Annotated in this window: 15 protein-coding genes; 2 read left to right on the forward strand and 13 right to left on the reverse strand. The window is 42.9% G+C overall.

The window, feature by feature from the left end; all coding sequences use genetic code 11:
- Positions 1–312 precede the first annotated feature (312 nt).
- From BCU75_RS20135 to BCU75_RS20180, 10 genes are all read right to left on the reverse strand, one after another.
- Complete coding sequence (locus tag BCU75_RS20135; protein ID WP_102474885.1) at positions 313–1,437, reverse strand: glycosyltransferase family 4 protein; 1,125 nt, start codon at positions 1,435–1,437, stop codon at positions 313–315.
- Positions 1,418–2,929 (reverse strand): sigma-54-dependent transcriptional regulator, encoded by a 1,512-nt coding sequence (locus tag BCU75_RS20140; RefSeq protein WP_102474886.1) that lies wholly within the window; start codon positions 2,927–2,929, stop codon positions 1,418–1,420. Before BCU75_RS20140 ends, BCU75_RS20135 begins: the two co-directional genes overlap by 20 nt.
- Before the next feature lie 248 nt (positions 2,930–3,177).
- Positions 3,178–3,582 (reverse strand): Hpt domain-containing protein, encoded by a 405-nt coding sequence (locus BCU75_RS20145; RefSeq protein WP_102474887.1) that lies wholly within the window; start codon positions 3,580–3,582, stop codon positions 3,178–3,180.
- Positions 3,583–4,195: 613 nt separating this feature from the next.
- Positions 4,196–5,428, reverse strand: coding sequence for a quaternary amine ABC transporter ATP-binding protein (locus BCU75_RS20150; protein WP_102467289.1), 1,233 nt, complete (start codon positions 5,426–5,428; stop codon positions 4,196–4,198).
- Positions 5,421–6,320 (reverse strand): ABC transporter permease, encoded by a 900-nt coding sequence (locus BCU75_RS20155; RefSeq protein WP_076678401.1) that lies wholly within the window; start codon positions 6,318–6,320, stop codon positions 5,421–5,423. The genes BCU75_RS20150 and BCU75_RS20155 overlap by 8 nt, the downstream gene beginning before the upstream one ends.
- 172 nt (positions 6,321–6,492) lie before the next feature.
- Positions 6,493–7,485: an ABC transporter substrate-binding protein gene (locus BCU75_RS20160; RefSeq protein WP_102474888.1), complete on the reverse strand. Its 993-nt coding sequence runs from the start codon at positions 7,483–7,485 to the stop codon at positions 6,493–6,495.
- Between the two features lie 582 nt (positions 7,486–8,067).
- Positions 8,068–8,757 (reverse strand): tyrosine-protein kinase family protein, encoded by a 690-nt coding sequence (locus BCU75_RS20165; RefSeq protein ID WP_102474889.1) that lies wholly within the window; start codon positions 8,755–8,757, stop codon positions 8,068–8,070.
- Positions 8,757–10,856, reverse strand: a complete 2,100-nt coding sequence (locus BCU75_RS20170) for an SLBB domain-containing protein (RefSeq protein ID WP_076678404.1) — start codon at positions 10,854–10,856, stop codon at positions 8,757–8,759. Before BCU75_RS20170 ends, BCU75_RS20165 begins: the two co-directional genes overlap by 1 nt.
- Positions 10,853–11,689 (reverse strand): OmpA family protein, encoded by an 837-nt coding sequence (locus tag BCU75_RS20175; protein ID WP_102467286.1) that lies wholly within the window; start codon positions 11,687–11,689, stop codon positions 10,853–10,855. Before BCU75_RS20175 ends, BCU75_RS20170 begins: the two co-directional genes overlap by 4 nt.
- A 62-nt stretch (positions 11,690–11,751) precedes the next feature.
- A complete protein-coding gene (locus BCU75_RS20180) occupies positions 11,752–12,081 on the reverse strand; it encodes an STAS domain-containing protein (RefSeq protein WP_076678406.1) in 330 nt (109 codons plus the stop codon).
- Positions 12,082–12,392: 311 nt separating this feature from the next.
- Between BCU75_RS20180 and BCU75_RS20185 the strand changes: the two genes are divergently transcribed.
- On the forward strand, positions 12,393–13,235 hold the full coding sequence (locus tag BCU75_RS20185) for a DNA ligase (protein WP_102474890.1): 843 nt from the start codon (positions 12,393–12,395) through the stop codon (positions 13,233–13,235).
- 133 nt (positions 13,236–13,368) lie between these two features.
- On the opposite strand, the gene BCU75_RS20190 is transcribed toward BCU75_RS20185, so the two are convergent.
- A complete protein-coding gene (locus BCU75_RS20190; protein ID WP_102474891.1) occupies positions 13,369–14,739 on the reverse strand; it encodes an MATE family efflux transporter in 1,371 nt (456 codons plus the stop codon).
- 161 nt (positions 14,740–14,900) lie between these two features.
- On the opposite strand from BCU75_RS20190, the gene BCU75_RS20195 reads away from it, so the two are divergent.
- Positions 14,901–15,512, forward strand: coding sequence for a riboflavin synthase subunit alpha (locus BCU75_RS20195; protein WP_102474892.1), 612 nt, complete (start codon positions 14,901–14,903; stop codon positions 15,510–15,512).
- Between the two features lie 139 nt (positions 15,513–15,651).
- On the opposite strand, the gene BCU75_RS20200 is transcribed toward BCU75_RS20195, so the two are convergent.
- Complete coding sequence (locus BCU75_RS20200) at positions 15,652–15,855, reverse strand: CPXCG motif-containing cysteine-rich protein (RefSeq protein ID WP_076678410.1); 204 nt, start codon at positions 15,853–15,855, stop codon at positions 15,652–15,654.
- 107 nt (positions 15,856–15,962) lie between these two features.
- The gene (locus tag BCU75_RS20205) at positions 15,963–16,829 is read right to left on the reverse strand and encodes a fructosamine kinase family protein (RefSeq protein WP_076678411.1); all 867 of its coding nucleotides are present in this window, start codon (positions 16,827–16,829) and stop codon (positions 15,963–15,965) included.
- Positions 16,830–17,267 lie beyond the last annotated feature (438 nt).

A 17,267-nucleotide genomic window follows, 5' to 3' on the forward strand; every position in this document is an offset into this window, starting at 1 on the left:
TTACTAAGTAAACTATTCATGGCAGCTCGCTGTCGTTATACATTTGATAGTCGCATTGACGCCTGATGTTAAAGATTGCAAAGCAAGTGCCAGTTATAAATCCACTATAACTAATTGATTTAATTATTTATTGTTGGTTCAGGCTTTAATCTTGAGTTGAGGGTTGTCATTTTGAGAGTCAGTATAAAACTGGCTAGAACGGCTAAATCGTCAATCTAAAATAAACGGGTATTTACTGCGATCAGTTCTTTATTACCATTAGCGTTTATAACTAATAGCGCTTATAACTGATATCGATTATAACTAACAGTATTAGCGGTCGAGTTGATAGATTTCCAACAACTGCGGCACAACAGCTTGTGGCGAATATTGGTTTTTGACGGTTTCTATCGCGTTACTCTTGAGAGAGTCACGTTGTTCGCTCGTCAATGACATCCACGAGGATAAATGCTGTTCTAGTATTAATAATATTTCTGAATCAGATTCAGAATGGGCGAGGTAGCCATTAACTTGATGTTCGATGAGTTGAGGTAAGTTACCAACGGAGGTGGCGAGAACGGGGATGCCGCGAATCATGGCTTCTAATGCTGCCATCGGCAAGCCTTCGAAGCGGGAAGGGATGATTAATAGATCGATTTGGCTCCAGATATCATCCATATTGGTCTGATGCCCATGAAAGGTAACATTATCAGGCTGCGATTTAACTAAAGCCTCCATTTCGGGCCCGTCGCCATAAAGTTCAAACTGAACCTCGGGAAACTGTTTAGCTAATGCGACAAATCGATCAGGCGCTTTTTCGTGGCTAAGCCTTCCGACAAAGCCGACATGGAATGAGCTTGATGAAGGAGTATGTGTTAATCCGGTCGGAACTTTGACAAAGTTATTCAATTGATGGGTTTTACTCGGCACTTTCGCCTTAATCTTCTCACTGACTACAAGAGATTGATCCGAAAGGAAGCTGCTGTAACGGTCGAGCCAGTCATAGAACCACACCTTTCCTGTTGGGGTTTCACCTGCGTGATAAGTGGTGATTTGTTTGGTGTTGTTTAAACGAGGTGGGAGCTTTATTAGCTTGCTGACCAAACTGGCTTTATAACCATGAGCATGTATAAGTCTGGGCTGATAATGTTGGACAGCACTTTTAAGCTGTGTCGCGCTGTTGCCGCTTATATCTGCAGAGCATGAGGCTAAATCGGAGAGGTAACTAAAAGGGATGTTCAGCGCATTCAACTTTTCAACGATGATCGCTTGAGGGGAAAATTTGGTCAACAGAACGATTCGAACAGCATCTGAATACTGTTTGCTTTCAGATATCAGGCCTTGTGCTAATTCTAAAACATGCGTTTCTATACCTCCAAAAGTTTGGCTGTCGATTAACAGCCAAACCTCATGAAGGTTTACATTGAGTACACCATGGTTAGGCTTGATTGTACTCATCTTCCGATTCCCAAGCCTGTTTCTTACGGTAAACAGTAGAAGGGCTAAGTTCTAACAACACAGCTGCGTTTAACACATTTCCGTCGCAATAATTGATCGCGTGTTGAATCGCTTCACGTTCTATTTGCCACATCGGACGAATAGCACCTTGGCTTGTTGTAAATACGGGCGTTATCTGGTTGTTGTTAGCGGGAACAACTGACGATTGTTCCAACTCTTCCGGAGTAATAGGTGACAATTTAGCTTCCGGTGCTTCCACAACAGCAGTTTGGGGCGCCGCTACTCGAATTGGCGTCACTGATTTCGATGGTGTCGCAACGTCCACCTTATTAATCGGAGGCGGTAACATGTCTTTGGTCACGCTCGTTTCATTGTTCAACACCACGATGTTGCGGATGATGTTTTGCAACTGACGTACGTTGCCTGGCCAAGCATAACGTTTGAGTAGATTCTGCGTTTCTTTGTCTATTGATTTGAACTTCTTCTTGTCTTGCTTCGCGTACAGCTTCAAGAAGTGATTGGATAGGGTGACAATGTCACTTCCTCGTTCACGAAGCGGTGGCATCTCGATAGGAACAACATGAACACGATAGTAAAGGTCTTCTCTAAAACGCCCTTCTTCTACCTCAACTAGGGGGTCACGGTTGGTTGCACAGATAATTCTGATATCAACTTTAATCTCTCGATTACCACCGAGTGGAGTAAAAGTACCCGTTTGCAAAAATCGCAGGAGCTTCTTCTGCATCTCCAATTCCATTTCACAAAGCTCATCGAGAAATAGGGTGCCTCCATGCGCTTGCATTGCAGCACCTTTACGGTCGGTTGTTGCACCGGTAAACGCTCCTTTAACGTGACCGAAGATTTCACTCTCCATCAAGTCTCGTGGGATGGCGCCACAGTTAATGGCTACAAAAGGTTTGCTGTTACGCTGACTCTCTTGGTGAATCGCTTCCGCACACACTTCTTTACCCGTACCACTTTCGCCATTGATAAACACGCTAGCAGTGGTGGGCGCTACAGAGTCAATGATCTTGTAAACCGCTTGCATGGGTAGGCAAGAGCCGATGAAATTATGAAAGCGGTCACGATCAAACTTACTTTGCATGTCATCAACGAGATTCTCTAGCTTAGCTCGTTTTAAATGCAATCGAACAGAGGTCTTAAGTCGATCGGCTTGAATCGGTTTTTCTAAGAAATCTTCCGCACCGCGCTGGATGAGGTCTACAGCAATGTTTACTGATCCATGTGCTGTTGCTATGACGACGGCGGTTGGTATTTCATTCTCGCTAATCCAATCTAATACTTCTTCACCTGGCATATCGGGTAGCTTAAGATCGAGAATAACAAGCTGTGGTGAATGTCTTTCAATGAAGGTTTTAGCTTCCGCGCCAGTTTCGACGTGGAAAATATCGTAAGGCTCGTCTTTTACGTACTGCTTGTAGAGTACGGCGAGTGAGGTGGAGTCTTCAACTAACAATACCTTAGGGCGCATTGTGTATTCCTTTTGAAACTTTATCCTAACCAATCAATAACATAGTGGTATGTATCCATCAATACGAGTTTTGTGTTTTTGTTATCTACCGCATGCAATCTGTTAAGAAGCTATCGGTGTACTTTCTCGCGTTGTTAGTCATGATGGAACGTATCTTAACGATAAATCGATAAATCCATTAATAACGGTAAGTGTATTAATAACCACTATGTTGAGTTTTTAACCTGACCCATGATGAACATCCCAAACTAGTTGAACCCTGCCTCTTTTCTTTCAAGTAAGGCTTTGATTGAACGTTCGGCGAGTTCAAGTAATTCTTCAACTTGAAGAAATGCGGCATCATGAGACTGTTCTAAACATTGTTTTTCTAGATCGCGAGATAACTCACCCAAGGGACGGTTACCTAGTGATAGCGCTGTGCTTCCGAGCGTGTGGACCTCAAATTCAAGTGTTTGAGCGTCTTTTTGATTGGCCGCTTCTTTTATAGCAACCAATCGTGTTTGTGATTCTTCGACATAATGGTCGATCAAGATCGGGATAATCTCCGCACTTGTATCTCGAATCATTTGCTCCAGAACGCTTTCATCAACAAGCCGGTTAACTTCTTGTGAGTTTAGATCTGCAGGTGTGTCTGACGTTAAAGTGGAATTCATCAAACTAAGTCCTTTTTTGAGCCTAATATCCGTGAGTAAAGGGGCTGTTGACCTTTCGTGGTTAAGTTTTGTTCGAGATAAAATCGTTTTAGGTGCGGCGAAGAGTATGTAGCCTAGTCATTCTAAGCAAATATTCTTCAACAAAGCATAAAACGATTTTTGTGGGGGCGCCTAGCTCGAACCCTTCGGGCAGCCCTTGTGGTTCATTTCTACTGCGTTAGAGACTTTTCATGTAGGCCAGCTACACGTCAAAGCCTCTTCCTTGTATTAATTTTCCACAAGATGCTGCAAAACCCAGCTCGAAAGGTCAACAGCCCCTATTAAGTTTTAGTCATTTTCTAGAATAATTTCAACTGCTTGCCGTATAAATAGAGCAATTAAATGCCTTATCACCCGTGTTGTCACTATGTTTGTGACAAACCTAACGAACTGATTTAACGCTGTTTTCTCTTATTAAATATAAACTTAGGTGCCTATAAAGCGTAAAGTGCGCATAGAGTGCATGAGAAAACTCGGGCGATACGCATAAAAAAGACCACTGAGGTTAGATAACAACAGTGGCCTTAGATCATATTAAGAGATTTGTATCAGATTAAAATAACGACGAATGGAACTAAGAAGCTTTATCAATTTTTGGCTTTGGGTCGACTTCAACTTCTTCCTCGCTACTTTCAGAGAAGATATCTGCAACGGCGCTTCTCTCTAATTCACCCTTTAGATTGCCTTCTTCGTCGACAACTGGAAGGGAGTAGTCACAGGACATAGTGTCTGGAAGTACTTCTTCAATTACCGCATCAGGTAAAACAGCAGGTACCTCTTCGTAAATCTCGTCGCTGAAGTCGTGGACAGAGGCATCTTCAACCGCATCTTGTAGGCTCTCTTGAGTCACTAAACCTTGATAGCCTTCGTCCGTTACGTGGTAAGCGTAGTCGTTTTTCAGCATCTTCATTTGTGCCAAAGCACCTTCAATCGTTTCTGAGGTGATTCGATAAAGAGGGGGCTGCATAACCGTTTCAACCGTCAATGCACGAGCACGGTTTACGTCTTTAACGAACGCCTCTACATAGTCATCGGCTGGATTCAGTAGAATTTCATGTGGCGTACCTTGTTGTATCAACTCGCCATCTTTCAAGATTGCGATTCGATCACCAAGGCGGAGTGCTTCGTCCAAATCATGGGTGATGAAAACAATCGTCTTATGAAGTTTCTCCTGCAGTTCAATGAGTTGATCTTGCATTTCACTTCGAATCAAAGGGTCGAGCGCAGAAAACGCTTCATCCATTAACAATATTTCTGCGTTAGTACACAGTGCACGAGAAAGCCCTACACGTTGTTGTTGACCGCCAGAAAGCTGAGCAGGATATTGCTTACCGTATCCTTTCAACCCCACTGTTTCTAACCATTCATTGGCTTTTGCTAAACGGTCTTCTTTTTTGATGCCTTGTACTTCCAACCCGTACGCAACGTTTTCTACCACAGTGCGATGAGGCATTAACCCAAAGCGTTGAAATACCATCGACATTTTATGGCGACGGAACTCTTCTAATTGCTTGGTATTCAGGCTCATAACATCGATGCCTTCAACCATGATCTTCCCTTGAGTTGGGTCAATTAAACGGTTGAAGTGGCGAATCAAAGTGGACTTCCCTGAACCAGAAAGCCCCATGATAACGAAGATTTCACCACGGTTAATCTCAAGGTTAATCTCTTTCAAACCGACGGTGTGCCCGGTATCTGCCAATATGTCGTCTTTTTGGTCACCGTTCTGAACTCGATCCATAACAGATAAAGGTTTTGGTCCAAACACTTTGTATAGACCACTAATTTCAATCAATGGTTTAGTCATGCTTGAATCCTCCAAGGTGCGCATTGGTTCTTCTCGCGTAAGCTTGTGAAGCTCGGTCAAAAAGGATCGCGAGGGCAACAATGGCAAAACCATTCATCAGGCCTAATGTGAAGTATTGGTTGGTAATAGATTTAAGAACCGGTTGGCCTAAGCCTTTAACACCGATCATAGAGGCAATGACCACCATAGACAGTGCCATCATGATGGTTTGGTTGATACCCGCCATGATAGTTGGCATCGCTAGAGGAAGTTGAACACCCCATAAACGTTGTTTCTTGCTAGCACCAAAGGCAGTAGCGGCTTCTAGTACTTCTTTATCGACTAAGCGTATTCCGAGGTTGGTTAAACGAATCACTGGTGGGATAGCGTAGATAACCACGGCGATCAGCCCTGGAATTTTACCGATTCCGAGTAGCATCACGACTGGGATCAAGTAAACGAATGCCGGCATGGTCTGCATAATATCAAGCATAGGCGTAACGATTGATTGAGCTCGATTTGAACGTGCCATCGCGATGCCAATTGGAATGCCTAGGAATATCGAAACCAAGGTACATACTGTGATAATACTGAGTGTCCGCATGGTGTCTTCCCACATTCCGAAATAACCAATAAGGAGCAGGGAAACCACACAACCCAAAGCCAACTTCCAAGAACGGCTCGCGGCGTAGACAAGGCTTGTACACACTGCGAGGACGATAATCCAAGGGGTTGAGATAAGAAGTTTTTCAAACCAAACAAGGAATGAGAGAAGAGGGTCAAATAGAGATTCAATCATTTCACCGTATTCACGAGAGAATTCACGGTATGCGCCATCTAGCGTCTTTTTTATGGTTCGTAAATCAGCGCGTTCCATCTCTGGAAAGCTTGATAACCAATTGCTGTCAGCCATTTTATATCCTTATAGTTCGGAGCCACTTGTTCATGCGATGAGGTGTTCACCAATGAAAAGGGCTCCGAATCATGAATAACATCAAGTATAGCGACGTTATTTCCGTATTATTGAAGCGTAATGCTTAGTGCGCAGTGAGTATCAAAATACTGCCACTATTGGAATGCTGAAATTAAAGCTCAGCTTCAACTTTCTTAGCGACTTCTTGAGAAACCCATGGGTGCCATACTTCCGGGAATTCACTCAAGAAATGAATACTCGCTTCTTCACCATCAGCTTGGTTGTCTTCCATCCATGCAAGAAGTGAGTTCATTTTTTCGTTAGTGAAACCACGTTTAGTAAAGTAGTCATAAGCTTCAGGTGCACGTGATGCAAAACTCTCAGTAGTAATAGTGTGGACAGGTGAAGGCGGGTACATGGTTGCTTTAGGTGAGTCGCAATCTTCTTTGGTGGTACAGTTAAGGAACTCTTCCTCATTAACGCCACTTCCAAAATCAACTTTAACCATGTCGTATTTACCTAGAACAGCGGTTGGTGCCCAGTAGTAACCAAACCAAGCTTCTTCACGTTCATAAGCTTTTGCGATAGAGCCAGATAAGCCGGCACTCGAACCAGGGTCAACAATGGTAAAACCACTGTTTTCTAACTCAAGAGCATTAAACAAGTTTCCAGCGCTGATCTGACAGTTCCAGCCTGCTGGACAGCTGTAGAATGCAGATGTATCTGGATCTTCAGGGTGTTTGAATAAGCTAGCGTTCTTGCGCACGCCTTCAATAGTTGCGATTTCAGGGTACTGTTTAACTAGGTAAGCCGGAACCCAAAAACCTTCTTCGCCGCCGTTCACAAGTGCTTTACCTGCGTAGCGAAGACGTTTTTCTGCAACACCCTTATCTAATGCGTCTTTTAAGCTGTTGCTCCAAAGTTCAGGGGCGACATCGGGCTGGCCTTTTTCGATCATAGATGTGCCAGTTGGCATCGTATCGCCAGGGATAAGTTCGGCATCACACCCATAACCATGTTCTAGGATGAATTGGTCAATATTGGCGATCAGTGTTGCAGAGTTCCAGTTCATATCTGCGATTGTTACGCTGCCACATTCTCCAGCGTTAGCATTACCGCTGGCTGCTGCTACTAACAAAAATACGGAGCTTAACTTGTATTTCATATTGAGTTTCCTTTCTCTTTAATAATACAACTAAGGTAACCAAGGTAAATTGATTATCTAAATTGCTCGATGGTGATCCTTTCCGTGTATTTGAACCATTTGAGCAGAAGGAGGGATGGGTGAAGTTTGAATAGATAAACGTGCAAAGTCTGTGAAGTGTGATTTGCCAATTCATCCACTGTGTTTCAACAGCCATCGGATAACTTTGTCAAACTATTACAAATTCGTCAAAAACCACCTCTAGTTATAATCTTAGGGAATAATCGTACGAATTCCATCTTTGATGCATTTTACATGGCACTTTAACCGTCTGTGTCACATTACCGCTAAAGTTAGGCATGGGGCTGTTGATTTTTGAAGGGATTTAAAGGTGGTAAGACCATAATTGACGTGTGTGAAATGCGTTGAATGGTTTTTAAAATCGTATTTTTAACAATAATTTCGCCAAAAACACCCAATTTAGTTCTGGAAGGCTAAGATCGAGTTCTAATAAAATAGCAGGCTGTCTTGGTATCAATGACAGCCATAAAACGGCACAGAAAAGTTATAGCTGTACAAGAAACCTATAGTGGAAGAGAAAAGTTACATTGGCAGGTTTAAAAACTCATTTTGATACAGCTTATTTGTCAAGCTATCGCGAAGTTTAGTTGGAAGGAATTTCATTCGATTGATTTGTCTTACCAAGTCTTGTGCAAAGCTAGGTGTTTGTTTCATGTTCATTACACTGCCCATTAGGTTGATGCTTTGTGCATCAAGCAGTTTTTTCGCTTGCTCTAAGTGGTGACTCGACGTTTCACCATAGGCGATAACCATCAATGTGCTGTCACAGGCACTCGCAACAGATTGCGCGGGGATATTCCCTTTATTTATATTGAGAAGCGGTGAGGTGTCGATGATGACTCTATCGTATTTCTCTAACCATTTCTTCACTACGTTTTGTAGCGTTGTCGGATCTTTATAAGCGAGCTGCGTTGATGCCACTTGAGGGGCTGGTACACCAATGAATAAACGATGAGACTCAACATGTTCTATTAATTGTCCCTGTTGATTGTCTTCTAACATGTTCAAATCTTTGAAAGCTGGGTTGTATAAGTTGAGGTCAACATAAAGCGTAGAATGACCAGCAAGAAGGAAACGTTCCGCTAATGCTGCCGCAACAGACGTTACCCCGTCACCTGAATGACAAGCCGTCACACAAATTGATTTGTGGCCGTTAAGTTCAGAAGCTAAATAGAGCTGCTCGACTTCGGCATGGGTCGCTGAAATAGTCATTATAAAGCTCCTATTAGTACGATGGTGGTCGTAATACGTAGTATGTCATCTAGTCCGACACGTGCTTTCTCAATAAAGCTTTCACGACGGTCTGGGATATAAATGGTATCACCAGCGCGTAGCACAGGTAGGTTGTAAATGTTAGCTGTTTTGCTGAATTCAACAAGGTCGAAAGTACGGGCTTGGCCTTGGCAGCAAGACATGTTTACGATGGTGATTTTCTCTACGTAAGCATTGTCAGTAGGGCCTGCCGCTTCTGCCAAGATATCTAGGATGGTCATGTTGTCGTTGAATACATAACGACCCGGATTGTTAATCGCACCAAGTACACGAACGGTTTCTTCTTTCGGTGTATCTAGCCAGTTTTTACCTTTCTCTGGGATATAAATGGTGTCACCAGTGGTTACGTTTGGCAGTAGTGATTCATCACCGGTTTCAAAGTACAGCGATAAATTGAGTTTGCTTACTTTAGAGTAGGTTTTATCACGGTGCGTTACACGAACGTTGTGTATGTCAGCATCCTTAGTAGGACCGTCTGCCGCAGACAAAATGTCTAGAAAGTGCATGTCTTTAGTGAAACGGTAACGACCCGGCGCATTAACTTGCCCAAAGATGTATATCGAAGCATCAGAGCTTTGACGTACCCATTGAGATTTATTGTCTGAAGGATCTTGTGGTAAGTCGTGAACACGGACGATAGAGCCTGCGCGAATTTGCGGCATCAGATCTCGAGGCGCGCCATTTCTGATGAAATCATCAAGATTAAACACAACTAACTTCCTACCTGTCACAACTTCAATTTTTGATGTATCAGCGCGTAGTGTAGGGCCGCCAACGTGAGCCAATAGTCCCATGAAGTTCATTTCATCTGACCATTCGATACGTCCAGGTCGGTTTACTTCACCAATGACGTTAACCGCTCTGTCTGGCGCAATCTTCAACCAAGACTTTTCGTTCATATCGGTTTTCTCAGGAACGAAAATCGCGTCACCTGCTTTAATGCTCGGAGGGTTAGAGTTAGGCAGACCTTCTGTGTAAGCCGCTAAATCGAATTTAAGCACTCGACCATCTGCTTTAATGACACGTATTTGTCGTGACTCAGCAAATCGAGTCGGACCGCCAGCGTTAGCAAGGATGTCCATGAAAGTTGCGTCTCTTTTTCCTTCAAAAGCACCGGGAGCCGCAACTTCACCCATTACGTAAACCATATTAGCGCCAGATTTGATCTCTTCTTCTTGCTTCGGCACAAAAATGGTCGCGCCTGGGCGTAAGTTAGGGAGTAGGCTTTCGTCACCAGAATCTAAGTAACGTTTAAGGTTAAATAACGTAGGGGTGTTGTTTGAAATCACTCGGATTTGTTCAACACTCGCATAACGAGTCACACCGCCTGAACGCATTAATACGTCGACAAGGTCAGTGCTCTCTTTATAAGTGAATGAGCCCGGTGCGTTTACCTCACCGAACACTTTAATAGAGTTGCGAGAATCAGCACTATCACCAGAGTTAGCAAGCTTCGCAGCATCGAATTCTTGCTCGATGTTACCAACAAGTGGAGATGCAGGAACAAACAGCGAATCCAGTGATTGCAGAATAGGTAATGTTGACTCATCGCCTGAATCAAGGAATCGTTTGTAGTTAAACTCTTTCTTGTCAGCGCCTCGCTTAAGAATCAATTTGTCCAATTGTGCTCCCGGGCGCAATCCACCCGCAGCATAAAGCGCCATTTGGATGCTAGAACCCAATGCCAGCGTGTATTCGCCAGGCTGTTCTACATAACCCTGAACGTAGATGATGATTTGTTGTTCTTTTACATACACAGAAGCGTTCGAAAGGTCTTTATAAGCGGTAGCTAGTGACTCTAGAACGACTTTGTTTAGCTGCTCACTGTCGTAACCTGCCACGAATACTGCACCCACTTCAGGAAGGGTAATACGGCCTCGTTTATCAACTTGAAACCCAGTATTTAGAGTGCTTTCTCCGGGCACGTTAACTTGGATAAGATCGCCGACTTGAACCGCATCTGAAAACTCTTCGTTAGCACTTACGACGTTCGAAACGAATAACGACAGGGTGATGATAAAAGCGATCAATGATTTCATAATCCACCTCCCATTTTCTCGGCATTTTTAGGGGAGATAACCTCGATACTAACTCGACGGTTAGTTAAACGAGTACCGTCTGATTCGCCTTCAAAAAGAGGGACAGTTTCACCAACAGATACTGCTTTGATTCGCTGAGCACCCAAACCAAAAATAGTAAGATAGCGTTCAACTTGTTTAGCCCGTCCAAGTGCCAATTTATCGTTATACCCCTCAGCACCCGCAGCATCAGCATGGCCTGTAACAACTAAGTCTAGAGATTTATGTTCTTTCAATAAAGTTGTCGCCTCTGCAAGTCTTCCCATGTATTTAGGATTTACTTCAATAGAGTTTGCAGCGAATTGGTTATCAACATTAAGCAGGTCATACAATTGTTCGATAACCGACAATTGCATTCTAAATTGGTTTTCATTTTTTGGTGGCTCACAGCGAGCTTGTGAGGTTACGTAATCGAGTTGGACTTCAAGTTCGTTTAGGCGTTTTCTTTGTATGACTAGATCGTTGGCCGCATCTAGAAGTAGGCCACCTTGTAGTTCACGAGCGATACGATTTTGCTTCTCTATCGCTTGTACAACAGCAGCGGGGAAGCACCAACGAGCGCCTTCTTGAATCAAGGCATCAAGATGTAACTTAGCCAGTTGCCAATCAAAACGCAATCCATGCTCAGGACCAAGAGGCTCGTCTGGCATGACAGGAGAAAAGTCAGAATTTTGATAATTGATGGAATCATAACTTTCAGCCAAACCGCCTGTGCCTTGTTCAGGGTAGCTAGTACAGCCACCTAGAACCAGAGCAGACAGAGAAAGGGCTATGTGATTTTTCAGTATTTTCATGCCAACGTCCTATGTTTTTACTTTTTATTATTATGTTTTGTTACTTCTAGCTTAGTGGATCTTCATGAATTTGCAGGATTTTTTGAATTTACTGGGATAGCGTGGCCAATACGTAGTAGGTTCATAATTTCAAGAGGCTGACCAGTCACATTTTCAAGTCGCATATTGCGTTCGCGTTCAGTTAGGCGTTTGAACATGTAAACAATTGCGCCAACACCCGATGAATCCAAAAACTCTACTTGGCTGAAATCAACTTCGATCTCTGGATGACCATCGTTTGAGATTACATCATCAATATCGGTCTGAGCATCACGGCTGCCCGCTGCATCTAAATTACCAAAAATAGAAAGTGTCAGTGTGGTTGTGTTCAAATCAATCTTACGTAGTTCCATAGCGATATCTCCTTTTGAGTATGTATGAACAATTGCACTGAATGTGCCAACTTTTATATTGTTATTTTTCAACAGCTTAATGAATTGGCTAATCTTTATCTCATATTGAAAAAGTCAGTTTCTCAATATGAGAACTAAAAACGGGTGAACATTTGAGATCCATAAGTCATTAATTATATGAATGAAATTGAAAGTTAAATAAGGTTGGCGTGTGGATCGCATCTTCTAACAAAGGTTGTCTACCTACGCATCAGAACGCTTAGGATTAAAGGCATTTGTTGACCACTACAGATATCAATACGGAGCAGATGATGAGATTAACTAAATTGGCGATAGCAACTTTATGGGCGTGTTCGCTTTCTTCTCACTCATCCTATTTACCACCTGACCATTTGGTGCTGGCTAATACATACCAACAAGGCATTGATGTTTCCCAATACTGGAAGAGTGAAAAACTAGATGGGATTCGCGCTCTTTGGGATGGAGAACATCTTTATACTCGAAATGGGAATCGCATTTACTCACCGAAGTGGTTTACAGAAAATTTGCCTAAAGTACATCTTGAAGGGGAACTGTGGGCAGGAAGAGGCAAATTCCATTTGGTCCAATCTACCGTCCTGGATCATACGCCTAGCGACGTAGCATGGCGCCAAATAGATTTAATGCTGTTTGATATGCCAGGAGCTGCAGGTGATTATCAAAAGCGCTATTACAACATTTTGCATTGGGTAAGTATGATTGATGAACCTCATGTCAGCTACATCGAACATGTGCCTATTCACAATGAAGAAGCTCTGTTTTATCAATTAGACAATGTCGATGAACGTAATGGTGAAGGTTTGATGCTTAGAAAAATCACCAGTCGTTATCAAGCAGGCCGAAGTAATGATTTATTAAAGCTGAAAAGACATCACGATGCAGAAGCCACGGTTATTGGCTACAAAGGCGGGACAGGGAAGTATAAAGGGATGATGGGTTCTGTCTTAGTCCACACAGAAGAGGGCGTTGAATTCTATATTGGTAGTGGATTCAGTGACCAAATGAGGCTCGCACCGCCTGAGATCGGCAGCCGTATTACCTTTCGCTACAATGGTTTTACTCAAAACGGAAAACCAAAGTTTGCGCGCTTCGTTCGAGAGAAAAGTGAATATTAAGGCACACTAATTTACCGGCTAAAACAAACTACCGCGCCCTAAATTATACGCACCCGTAAACGAAAAAGAGCTCTGAAAGTCAGAGCTCTTTTTTTGTATGCGATATCGGTTATACCGGCGTAGCAGTGAGAATCTAACGAGAGCTAAATTCTAACTGCACATCATCGTCTTGTTTATGCATCCAATGCAAACGCATACCCAGCATAATGGCTGCTGACGTTAGGCCGATAATGAAACCAACCCAGAAGCCGTGCGCGCCCATAGGCTCAACAATCCAATCTTTCATTCCTAAGATGTAGCCAATAGGAAGACCAAGCAACCAATAAGCAACGAAAGTAATGTTGAAGATCGAACGCATGTCTTTGTATCCACGCAAAGCACCTGCAGCGATCACTTGGATTGCGTCGGTACATTGATAAACAGCAGCGAACAACAGTAACTGCATTGCAACGGTAATTACCGCCGTGTTTTCTGTGTACAGTAACGAAACCTGCTCTCTGAACAAAACAGTGAATGTCGCGGTCATCAAAGCAGTGACTAAACCAACAATGATACCCACGTGCGTAGCGATCTTCGCGCCTTCCGTGTTGTTTTCACCGAGCTTATGACCAACACGAATACTAACAGCGGCACCGATACTCATTGGAATCATAAACACAAGAGAAGAGAAATTAATCGCGACTTGGTGTGCGGCAACAACCAATGAACCTAATGGGGCAACCAATAGGGAAACGACTGCGAACAACGTTACCTCGAAGAAGATAGCGGCAGCAACTGGGAAGCCAAGTTTGAACAAACGAATTTGAGCTTTAAGTTGAGGCTTATGGAACGTTCCAAAGATGTTAATTTTCGCTAAACGCTTTGAGGTAAGAACATAGGCGAACAGCAGCGCAAACATCACCCAATAGACGATAGCCGTTGCAACGCCACAGCCAATACCACCAAGAGCAGGAGCTCCTAGTTTTCCGTATACGAACATCCAGTTAAGCGGGATGTTCAATAGCAAGCCAATAAAACCGATCACCATGGCAGGCTTAGTTAAAGACATACCATCAGTAAAACTCCTCAATGTTTGGAACAACAAAAACGCAGGTACAGCAAACATCACCGCATTCATGTAACCAATGGTCTTATCTGCCATCAGTTGTTCAATGTCCATCCATTCCAATATCAGCTGCGTTTGGAACAGCACGCCAATGATAGGTAACGAGATGACGAGTGCCAAAAATGCACCTTGCTGAATCTCAAATGGTATTTTGACTTGGCGGCCTGAACCGTTCAGTTGTGCAACAACAGGAACCAACGCCATCAAAAGACCTACACCAAATAATATTGATGGTAGCCAGATACTTGCTGCAATCGAAACCGCCGCCATATCGATAGCACTTACGCCACCGGCCATCACGGTATCAACAAAACCCATCCCAGTTTGTGCAACAGATGCGATCAAAACTGGGGTAGCAAGTTTGATTAGATTCGAGGATTCTTCTTTGTAACGATGCACAAACAACTCCAAATAAGAGGAAAAATTAGAATAATAGTGTAGGAAAGGGCATTCTGAAGGAATCAGAGACAATGATCTTAAGCTTCCACTGGACGAATCATAAAGAAATGTCACAATAACTGCTATGAAAAACTGTTATTAGAATGCTAAATAGGAATCTTATGTTTACAGGTATCGTTCAAGGCATGGCAACACTGGTTGCAATAAATAAGAAAGAGTTATTTCAGACTCATACCATTGAGTTAACTGACGAAATGGTTGAGGGATTAGCCATTGGTGCTTCTGTGGCTCATAACGGTTGCTGCTTAACGGTAACGGAAATTTCAGGCAACCAGATTGCCTTTGATTTAATGCAAGCTACATTACGATTAACGAACTTAGGCCAACTGAATGTTGGTGACAAAGTGAATGTTGAGCGTGCAGCAAAGTTCGGTGATGAAATTGGTGGGCACAGCATGTCTGGCCACATTACTCTGATGGCTAACCTCGTTGATGTAATCAAGACAGAAAACAACCGAACGCTATGGTTCGAACTACCGCAAGAATCAATGAAGTATGTATTGAGCAAAGGTTACATCGGCGTTGATGGTTGTTCGCTAACGATTGGTGAAGTAGAAGAGAACCGTTTCTCCGTTCACCTGATTCCAGAAACGCTGAATCGCACTTTGTTTGGCAGCCGCGAAGTAGGCGACCAAGTAAATATTGAGTTTGATCCTCAAACACAAGCGATTGTTGATACTGTTGAACGCGTATTAGCAAACCAGCAGCATTAGTGACGGTTTATAAATAGCGATTGCCTATACAGCGACACTAAGTAAAAAGTCGAAGATATTAAAAAAGAGCATCGAATGTGCTCTTTTTTGTATTTTACTTGGTCGAACTCTAGGATTGCCTCAATAGAGAAAGCGAAGCTTAGAAGACTTGTTCGTCGTCTGCATCAATCGAAAGGCTAATTCTGTCTCTTACTTCATCTACCTGCATGTCGAGGTGAATGGCATTGCAACACGCTGGGCAATCGTCATAAAAATCTTGGCTTCCATTCGAAGCGTCGAGCGTTATGCTGATTGCATGCCCACAGTGGGGGCACGAGACATGTTTCTCTGTGTATTTATGCATGGCAAACTCTCCTCACTGTAACTTGTTCCAATCGTAGTAGCTTAAATCGCGTAATAAGTCGCTTATATAGCTCGTAATAAATAACTAAACCGACCCCGAGATTGGTATTAAACGGCCTGTATCTTCTTAATGCACGCCTCAGTTTGTGCTAAATACTCACCACCGAATTGATTACAGTGGTTGAGAAGATGATACAAGTTGTAAATGTCCTTCCTATCAGTATAGCCAACGTCGAGTGGGTTGACGCTTTGGTAACCTTCATAAAATTCTTTTGGAAACCCTTCAAACAATTCGGTTAGCGCTAAGTCACATTCATGGTCGCCCCAGTAACAAGCAGGATCGTAGCAGATTGGCCCGAAGGCTGAGTTAGCGACGTTGCCATTCCAGAGATCACCATGAAGCAAAGAAGGACGAGGGTTGCGGCCTGCTAGACGCATGTTTACTACATCAACGATGTCGTCAATATCACCGAATTCGATACCTTTCTCTTTTAGTAACTGCAGTTGGAAGCCTATGCGCTGCTCAGAGAAAAACCGACCCCATTTCTTATGCCAAGGGTTAGGCTGAAGTGTACTACCGATAAAATTATCTTGATCACAACCAAACTCTTTTTGCTCGCCCCATTTATGAAGTTGTGCAAGCTGTACTCCGAAATCAAAGCTGTTATTACCCGTATCAAGCGGCTTAGTTGGCAAGTAATTGAGAATAATGAATGAACATTCTTTGGTTTTACCAATCAGAACCAATTCAGGAACATAAACGGTCGAGGTTTCTCTTAACAAACGTAAGTTTTCAGCTTCGATTTCAAATTTAGGTAGAAATTCCCGCTGATTCACTTTCACAAAGTAACGTTCATTACCATCGCTGATCATATAGCAATCGTTAATGTCGCCACCAGAAACCTTGGTACGTTCAGTAATCTGAAAGTTAAATAGAAGAGTATCTGAAAGTTGTTGAGAAATGGCCTGCCACATAGGAAATCCTCAAAGACTGAAAGTTAAAAAGAATGAAGGTTAAAAATCTTGTTTGATAGTCATAGTTTAGGATAAATCTGAGCAATTTATAGACGCACTCGTCAATGTTCTTAGCTCTTATTCACCTTATGTAGAATCAATTGGTCAATTTGTGAACTTGAACTGATTCAAGCTCTTTGAAATACAAACAGAAATTGGTAAGCGACGTTATAGAATTGTTTGGAACTGGCATCACAATCGAAACGGTTTTGATTGAAACAAACAGGAAAAGTAGTTGGAGCTTGTTATTATCTACGCATTAACTTAAATGTACTTTTAGAGTAGCTTGAAACGACTATGGTTAACGATAGGGTACGTGAAATTTGAGCAGCCTAGCTCTTACTCACTATTGAATAGCTCTTTAATAGCCGAGTGATAATGGTGTGTTAAGTCTTCAAA

This window comes from Vibrio splendidus (assembly GCF_002873455.1).
GTDB lineage: Bacteria > Pseudomonadota > Gammaproteobacteria > Enterobacterales > Vibrionaceae > Vibrio > Vibrio splendidus_J.

What these genes read in the sequence shown, in the direction of transcription:
- BCU75_RS20135 (WP_102474885.1), bottom strand. Translation starts at nt 1,437, where the DNA reads ATGAGTACAATCAAGCCTAACCATGGTGTACTCAATGTAAACCTTCAT.
- BCU75_RS20140 (WP_102474886.1), bottom strand. Translation starts at nt 2,929, where the DNA reads ATGCGCCCTAAGGTATTGTTAGTTGAAGACTCCACCTCACTCGCCGTA.
- BCU75_RS20145 (WP_102474887.1), bottom strand. Translation starts at nt 3,582, where the DNA reads ATGAATTCCACTTTAACGTCAGACACACCTGCAGATCTAAACTCACAA.
- BCU75_RS20150 (WP_102467289.1), bottom strand. Translation starts at nt 5,428, where the DNA reads ATGACTAAACCATTGATTGAAATTAGTGGTCTATACAAAGTGTTTGGA.
- BCU75_RS20155 (WP_076678401.1), bottom strand. Translation starts at nt 6,320, where the DNA reads ATGGCTGACAGCAATTGGTTATCAAGCTTTCCAGAGATGGAACGCGCT.
- BCU75_RS20160 (WP_102474888.1), bottom strand. Translation starts at nt 7,485, where the DNA reads ATGAAATACAAGTTAAGCTCCGTATTTTTGTTAGTAGCAGCAGCCAGC.
- BCU75_RS20165 (WP_102474889.1), bottom strand. Translation starts at nt 8,757, where the DNA reads ATGACTATTTCAGCGACCCATGCCGAAGTCGAGCAGCTCTATTTAGCT.
- BCU75_RS20170 (WP_076678404.1), bottom strand. Translation starts at nt 10,856, where the DNA reads ATGAAATCATTGATCGCTTTTATCATCACCCTGTCGTTATTCGTTTCG.
- BCU75_RS20175 (WP_102467286.1), bottom strand. Translation starts at nt 11,689, where the DNA reads ATGAAAATACTGAAAAATCACATAGCCCTTTCTCTGTCTGCTCTGGTT.
- BCU75_RS20180 (WP_076678406.1), bottom strand. Translation starts at nt 12,081, where the DNA reads ATGGAACTACGTAAGATTGATTTGAACACAACCACACTGACACTTTCT.
- BCU75_RS20185 (WP_102474890.1), top strand. Translation starts at nt 12,393, where the DNA reads ATGAGATTAACTAAATTGGCGATAGCAACTTTATGGGCGTGTTCGCTT.
- BCU75_RS20195 (WP_102474892.1), top strand. Translation starts at nt 14,901, where the DNA reads ATGTTTACAGGTATCGTTCAAGGCATGGCAACACTGGTTGCAATAAAT.
- BCU75_RS20200 (WP_076678410.1), bottom strand. Translation starts at nt 15,855, where the DNA reads ATGCATAAATACACAGAGAAACATGTCTCGTGCCCCCACTGTGGGCAT.
- BCU75_RS20205 (WP_076678411.1), bottom strand. Translation starts at nt 16,829, where the DNA reads ATGTGGCAGGCCATTTCTCAACAACTTTCAGATACTCTTCTATTTAAC.